The sequence below is a fragment of the Nocardiopsis alkaliphila YIM 80379 genome, from assembly GCF_000341005.1.
GTDB classification, from domain to species: Bacteria; Actinomycetota; Actinomycetes; order Streptosporangiales; family Streptosporangiaceae; genus Nocardiopsis; species Nocardiopsis alkaliphila.
This window is the reverse complement of sequence record NZ_ANBD01000004.1, coordinates 52,420-58,974: the sequence shown is the minus strand read 5'-3', so window position 1 is coordinate 58,974 and position 6,555 is coordinate 52,420. Positions and strand designations below refer to the sequence as shown.

Annotated in this window: 6 protein-coding genes; 2 read left to right on the top strand and 4 right to left on the bottom strand. The window is 69.8% G+C overall.

What is annotated here, in order from left to right; translation table 11 throughout:
• Positions 1 to 1,593, bottom strand: a 1,593-nt coding sequence (locus D472_RS0100855) for an FAD-dependent monooxygenase (protein WP_017602607.1), incomplete at its 3' end; no start/stop codon positions are given.
• Positions 1,594 to 1,686: 93 nt separating this feature from the next.
• The gene (locus tag D472_RS0100850; protein WP_017602606.1) at positions 1,687 to 2,649 is read right to left on the bottom strand and encodes an MBL fold metallo-hydrolase; all 963 of its coding nucleotides are present in this window, start codon (positions 2,647 to 2,649) and stop codon (positions 1,687 to 1,689) included.
• A 291-nt stretch (positions 2,650 to 2,940) separates the two neighbouring features.
• Between D472_RS0100850 and D472_RS0100845 the strand changes: the two genes are divergently transcribed.
• Positions 2,941 to 3,480, top strand: a complete 540-nt coding sequence (locus D472_RS0100845; protein WP_017602605.1) for a MarR family winged helix-turn-helix transcriptional regulator — start codon at positions 2,941 to 2,943, stop codon at positions 3,478 to 3,480.
• A gap of 95 nt (positions 3,481 to 3,575) precedes the next feature.
• Entirely contained in the window at positions 3,576 to 4,634 is a 1,059-nt protein-coding gene (locus tag D472_RS0100840) for an aminotransferase class V-fold PLP-dependent enzyme (protein ID WP_017602604.1), read from the top strand.
• A 4-nt stretch (positions 4,635 to 4,638) separates the two neighbouring features.
• On the opposite strand, the gene D472_RS0100835 is transcribed toward D472_RS0100840, so the two are convergent.
• Both D472_RS0100835 and D472_RS0100830 read right to left on the bottom strand, forming a co-directional pair.
• Entirely contained in the window at positions 4,639 to 5,091 is a 453-nt protein-coding gene (locus D472_RS0100835; RefSeq protein WP_017602603.1) for a nitroreductase family deazaflavin-dependent oxidoreductase, read from the bottom strand.
• A gap of 115 nt (positions 5,092 to 5,206) precedes the next feature.
• The gene (locus D472_RS0100830; RefSeq protein WP_017602602.1) at positions 5,207 to 6,499 is read right to left on the bottom strand and encodes a GNAT family N-acetyltransferase; all 1,293 of its coding nucleotides are present in this window, start codon (positions 6,497 to 6,499) and stop codon (positions 5,207 to 5,209) included.
• Positions 6,500 to 6,555 lie beyond the last annotated feature (56 nt).

The following is a 6,555-nucleotide window of genomic DNA, read 5'->3' as shown; positions in this document are numbered from 1 at the left end:
GGTGCCGTCGATCACGGCGGCGACGTGGGCGTCGGGGCGGACCAGCCACACCTGACCCGGTTCGGGGGCCAGGGCACGGCCCAGGGCGCCGGTGGGATCGACGTCGGCCAGGTGGAGCGTGGTGACCGGGGCGGGGGTGGTCTCGGTGGCGATGGCGTGCACGCCGACGCGCAGGGCTCGGGCGTCGGTGCCCTCGGGGGCCGCGCCCAGGAGCAGGGTCAGGCCCTCGCGAAGCAGGGAGCGCAGGCGGGTCAGGTCGGGTCGGTCCGGTAGGGCCAAGGGGGTGTCGGGCAGGACCACGCCGGGGCAGGGGGTGGGGGCCTGTCCACGCGGGGGCCGGCCACCGAAGGGGCGTTCGGGGCAGGGGGTGGTGAGCTCGGAGTCGCAGTACCAGAACGGTTCGGCCAGGCGCCCGGAGTCCACCTTCGGGTGGGCCCCGGGGTCGGTGAGGGCGCTTTGGAGCACCTCCAGTCGCGTTCGGTGTTCGTCCTCGCTCCGGGGGACGAGGAAACGCATGGTGGCGCTGGTGACGTCGGCGTTCTCCAGTGCGGCGGCGTGGCGTTCGGTGTGATAGCTCTCCAGGAATTCCTGGTCGGCCCAGCCGGCCAGGACGTAGGCGAGTTTCCACGCGGCGTTCTCGGCGTCCTGGACTCCGGAGTTGAGGCCGCGAGCACCGAAGGGGGCGACCAGGTGGGCGTTGTCGCCGAGGAGCAGGACACGGCCCACGCGCATACGGTCGGCCACTCGGGTGTGGAAGCGGTACACCGAGTGCCAGACGATTTCGTAGGGGGCCTGGCCGACGATCTGGCGGATCCGGGAGTCGAGGCGGCCACTGGACTCTTCGGCTTCGAGGTCGAAGTCGCTGGGCACCTGCCAGTCGATGCGAAAGACCGAGTCGGGGCAGGGGTGGATGAGGACCTGGCGGCCGGGGTTCCATCGAGGGTCGAAGTAGAAGCGGCGTTCGCGTGCCCAGTCGCCCAGGTCCGCGCGGATGTCGCAGATGAGGAAGCGGTCGTCGAAGCTGGTGCCGGAGAAGTCCACGCCCAGGGCCTTGCGGACGACGCCGCCGTGGGCGCCCAGGCAGGACAGGGCGTAGGAGCCGCGCAGTCGGACCGGGCCGTTGGGGGTGCGACATTCGACGGTGACGCCGCCGGAGTCCTGGGCGAGGCCGGTGACCTCGTGGTTCCAGTCGATGGTCACGTCCGCCTCGGTGAGGAGGTCGTCCAGGACCTGCTCGGTGCGGGACTGGGAGATGTTGACGAAGGGTGGCAGGGAGGAGGCTCCCGGGTCGGGTAGACGCACACTGAACAACTCGTGGCCCTGGTAGAAGGTCCGGGCGGTGTCCCAGGTCAGTCCTTCTTCGGCGATGACGCCGCCGCCGAGCCAGTCCCACACGTCCAGGACGTCTTGTTGTTGGCAGATGGCCTTGGAACCGACGGCGTCGCGTTCGGGTCGGGCGTCGATGATCCGTACGGGGACCCCACGTCGAGCCAACAGCAGGGCCGCGGTCTGTCCGACCGGTCCGGCACCGAGCACCAGGACGGGATCGGTGGGGGTGTCGAGGGGGGTGCGGGGCGCCGGGGGGCTGGACATGGTCACTCCGTTCGTGGGGCGCCCCGTACGGGCGCGGTGGACGGTTCGGGCGTGCGAGCACGGGGCGAAGCCAAGGCCCGCAGCGGGCGTGGGTCAGCCCTGCAGTCGGTCCCAGACCTCGCGGTCGCGTTCGGCGGTCCAGATGACGGGCCGTTCGATGCCGCGGAACTCGTCCCACAGGCGGGAGACGTCGAAGGGCAGGCAGTGCTCGAAGATGGGCCAGTGACCGTAGTCGTCGACCAAGGCGGCGTGGGTGGCGGTGAACGCCTCCTTGAGGGTGCCGCCGCGTTCGTGGACGGCGCCGACCTCGCGGATCATCACGTGGAGGAAGTTGCGGGTCTGTTCGATGGCGGCGTCGACCTCGGCGCGGCCACGGCTGACGGCGCCACGCCCGCCGACGAGCATTTCGGCCCCCAAGGCCTTGACCCGGTCCAGGGTGGGGCCGGCCCAGTCCTTGTGGAAGGCGTCACCGGTGTAGAGGGCGGCCTGGGCCTCGACGAGGTCGCCGGCGAAGAGGATCTTGTGCTTGGGCAGCCAGGCGACGATGTCGCCTTCGGTGTGACCGCGACCGAAGTACTCCAGGACGAGTTCGCCCCGGTCGCCGCCTAGGTCGATGGTGGTGCGGTCGGCGAAGGTCTGGGTGGGCCAGGTCAGTCCGGGAACGGAGTCGGCGTCCTTGGCCAGACGGGGCATGCGGCCGAACTCGCTGGCCCAGTCCTCCTCGCCGCGCTCGCGGATGAGTTCGTGGGTCTTTTCATGGGTGAGGATGACGGTGGCGTCGAAGGCACTGGCGCCTAGCACGCGGACCGCGTGGTAATGCGAGAGCACGAGGTAGCGGACGGGCTTGTCAGTGTGTTCACGCAGTTTGGCCAGCCATTCCTTGGCTGCCGTGGGGGTGGCCAGGGCCTCGAAGGCCACGACGAAGTCCTCGCCCTCGATGGCGCCCACGTTGGGGTCGCCCTCGGCGGTGAGCGCGTAGACGCCGTCGGCCAGGACCTCGAGGGTCTGCTGTTTGGCCTCGGTGTCGGCGGAGGAGGCGAACGGCTTGGCTGCCATGGTCGAAGGACCCTTCAGTCGTTGTGGGTGGCGCGCACCACCCAGATGATCAAATGTTTGATGAAGCTGACCATAACGTGCCCCACACCACAGGGCCAAGGGACCTGGGCCCTCCGGTCAAGTGATGCAGGTCACATGATCAGGCTACTCTCACTCAAAGCCCGGCTTCGAGAGGACGAGCCCGGGCACCGGGCCACCTGGAGGGAACGACCACGCGGGAGGAAGCGCCGGGCGACGGTCCGGCCAAGAGCGGGCGAACATCGCGGGAAACCGCGTACTAGGCTGTTCGGCGTGACCCACAACACCGCACCCCCTGACGAGCTCACCTTCTGGTCATTCGTGGACTACGCGGTGCACAAGGCCGAACGTGAGCTCCCCTCCGTGAACGCCGAGGCCATGCGCATGGTCCTGACCCTCAACCGGGCGACCAGCATGGTCGTCTACGACCTGGAGTCCTCCATCCATCGCCCCCGAGGCTGGACCTGGCCGGGTTTTCGAGTGCTCTTCGCCCTCTGGCTGGCCGGCCCCATGGAGGCCAAGACCACCGCCGAGATCTCCGGCATGAGCCGTGCCGCTCTGTCCGCCCTGCTCAACACCCTCGAGCGCGACGGACTACTCTCCCGGGAACGCGCCACCCACGATCGACGTGCGCTCCAGCTCAGCCTGACCGAGGAGGGCTATGGGGCCATCCTGGGCGTGTTCCGCGCGCACAACCGCCGCGAGAGTGCGTGGGCCCAGGCCCTCGAACCCGAGGAACGCCGCGAACTGGTCCGCCTGCTCAACAAGCTCATGGCCGGATCCACCGACGCCAAGGCCAAGTTCCGCAACTGACCGCCCCACGCCACGGCCGGCGACGAGGGGAAAAAGCCCACTCCTGGCCGGATCGGACCTTGAACCGGCACCCCGTCCCTGTGAGCATTTCGCTCATGGACCAGACCGCGCACGCACGTCTTCGCCGAGCCCAGCGAGAATTCTCCGCGCACGGCACCTATCTCGACACCGCCACCCACGGCCTGACGCCCCACCCGGCTTCACAGGCCCTCCAAGGGCACACCCACGAGGTGGCCACCGGGCGCTTCTCACCCTCGGCGGCCGATCCCGGCATCGAACGCACCCGCGCCACCTACGCGCGTTTGACCGGGGTGAGCCCCGACCGGGTCGCCATCGGCACCCACGTCGCCCAGTTCACCGGCACCGTGGCCGCGAGCCTGCCCTCCGGGGCGGAGGTCCTGGTCGCCGTCAACGAGTTCAGCTCCACGGTGCATCCCTTCTCCACACGTGGTGACCTTCGCGTGCGCGAGGTCCCCCTGGAGCGTCTGCCCGAGGAGGTGGCCCCCGCCACGAGCCTGGTGGCGGTCTCGGCCGTGCAGTCGTCCAACGGAGCCTTGGCCCCGCTGGACGACCTGGTCACCGCCTGCGCCGACCATGGCGCCCGTCTGCTGGTGGACACCACCCAGTCCGCCGGGTGGCTGCCGCTGGACGACGACCGGTTCGACTACGTCGTGTGCGGTGCCTACAAGTGGCTGCTGGGCACGCGGGGGGCGGCGCTGCTGTCCGGGACCACCGAGGCGCTGGCACGGCTACGCCCGTTGGCGGCCAATTGGTACTCGGGGGCCGAGCCGTGGAACTCGTTGTACGGGGCGGCCCTCGAACAGGGCACCCAGGCGCGTCGGCTGGACCTACCACCGGTGTGGCCGGCCTGGGTGGCGCTGGAGCACTCCTTGGCGCTGATCGAGCGAGTGGGAGTCGAGACCATCCACGAACACGACGTCGCCCTGGCCGACCGGTTCCGCGCCGAGGCCGGGTTGGAAGGCCAAGGGTCGGCGATCGTTTCGCTGCCCGCCGTGGAAGGCGCGGCCGAACGCCTGGCCCGGGCGGGCGTGTCCGCGGCGGTCCGGGACGGGCGCCTGCGGGTGTCCTTCCACCTGTACAACACCCAGGCCGACGTGGACCACCTGGTGAAGCTCCTGCCGACGCCGAGGTAAGGGCTCAGGCCCGGGAGATGACGAAGACCGGGATGTGGCGGTCGGTCTTCTCCTGGTAGTCGGCGTAGGGCGGGTAGGCGGCCACGGCCCGCTCCCACCAGCGGGCTCGTTCGTCGCCCTCGACCTCGCGGGCGCGGGCGGGGAAGGGTTCGGGGCCGTCTTGGAGGGCGACCTCGTCGGGGGCGGCGCGCAGGTTGTGCACCCAGTCCGGGTGCTCGGGTGCCCCGCCCTGGGAGCCGACGACGGCGTACTCGCCCTCGTGTTCCACTCGCATCAGGGCGCTCTTGCGGACCTTGCCGCTCTTGCGTCCACGGGTGGTGAGGATGATGACGGGCATACCGGTGTCCATGAGGGTGTTGGCCTCACGACCACCGGTGCGCTCGTACCGTTCCACCTGTTCTCGGACCCACTGAGAGGAACTCGGCTGGTACTCGCCCTGAAGGATCTGCGTGGTCATGTCTCTCCCGACTGTCGGGTCGCTGGAAGGCCACCCCGATGGTGGCACGGGCCGGACCCGGCACGCGGGCACAACATGCCGGTCGGTAGCGGCCCTTCGTGTCCTTCCAGGTCGCTCAGAAGACGACGCCGCTGAAGGGCGTGTCGGTACGGTGCAGGGCGGTGTCCAGGCGGGTGACGGTGCCCGAGGTGTGTTCGGTGATCAGTCCGGCGTCGAGGTATCCGGCGAGTGGGAACTGACCCAGGTGGACCGCGCCCAGGTGGGCCACGTCCAAGGACAGGTCGGGGGCGGCCTCGGTGGCCTCCACGTGGGCGCCATCGGTGTCGGCCTTGATGCTCCAACGGCCGGCGTTCCACGGGGCGTACCGGTCGGTGACCTCGATGACCGCTTCGAAGGGCACCGCGTAGGGGCGTTCGCGTAGCGCACCGGGCACGTCCACCAGGCGAAGCCACAGGGACCAATGCGGAGTGAGCACGGCTCGCTCGCGGTCCACCACCAGGTGCGGAATGGGGGTGTCGGCCGGAAGGAACTCGAAGTGGACGCTGCGGGTCAAATCCCGAGTGAACAGGTGCTCCAGCAGGGCGACCCGCGCGGTGGGGGTGGTGGCGGTGAACTCCGCGACGTGCACCTGACCCTTGGCGCCCTGTTCGTCCCAACCGCTCTTGGTCCGGTACAGGGCGTAGCCGAGCGGGACGTCGTCGGCGTAGACGACGACGGCCATCAAGGGCCCCTTGCCTCGGCGTCGGGCGGGGGCGTCCCATAGTTGCCGGTCCCACCACGCCGTGGAGCGCTGGAACTGACCGATCTGGCCGGCTGCGACCTCACGGTGGACTCGGGCCAGGTCGTCACGGACCGTTTCGGGGGTGGCCAGGAGCACCCTCAGGTTCGGATCCCGAGGGGCGTCGGGGCGTAGCTCGGTGTAGGGGTGGCTGAGGGTGAGTCCGGTCTCGGACGCGGCGGCGCCGTAGCCGAAGCGTCCGTAGATGGCCCCTTCCGAGGCCCACAACGCGGCGTAGCGAACACCGCTGTCGTGGATCTCGGTGAGCTGGCGGCGCATCAGGGAGCTGAGCACGCCTTGGCGGCGGTGGGTGGGCCACACTCCCACCGCGGTCACCCCGGCCACGGAAGTGGGCCCGCCGGGCATGGTCATCTCGAACGGGAAGTGGTTGGTGGTACCGACCACTTCGTCGCGGCCCTCGCGATCGTCCACCGCGTACAGGACCCGCTCGTAACCCTCGGCGTCCTGAAGACGGCGCGTCCGCTCCAGCAGCGTCTCGTGGTCCTCGTCCAACAGCAACGCCACGCCGAACACGCGGGCGGCCTCGGCGTAGTCGTCGTGATCGCCGTGGCGCACCGTCCACTCGCGTGGTGATCCGGTCAGGGGTACGGCCCGTGGGTTCTTCGTCATAGGTGATGGCTATCAGCAAACGGGTATCGGCGGCCACCGGTTTTTCGGTTCCGCAC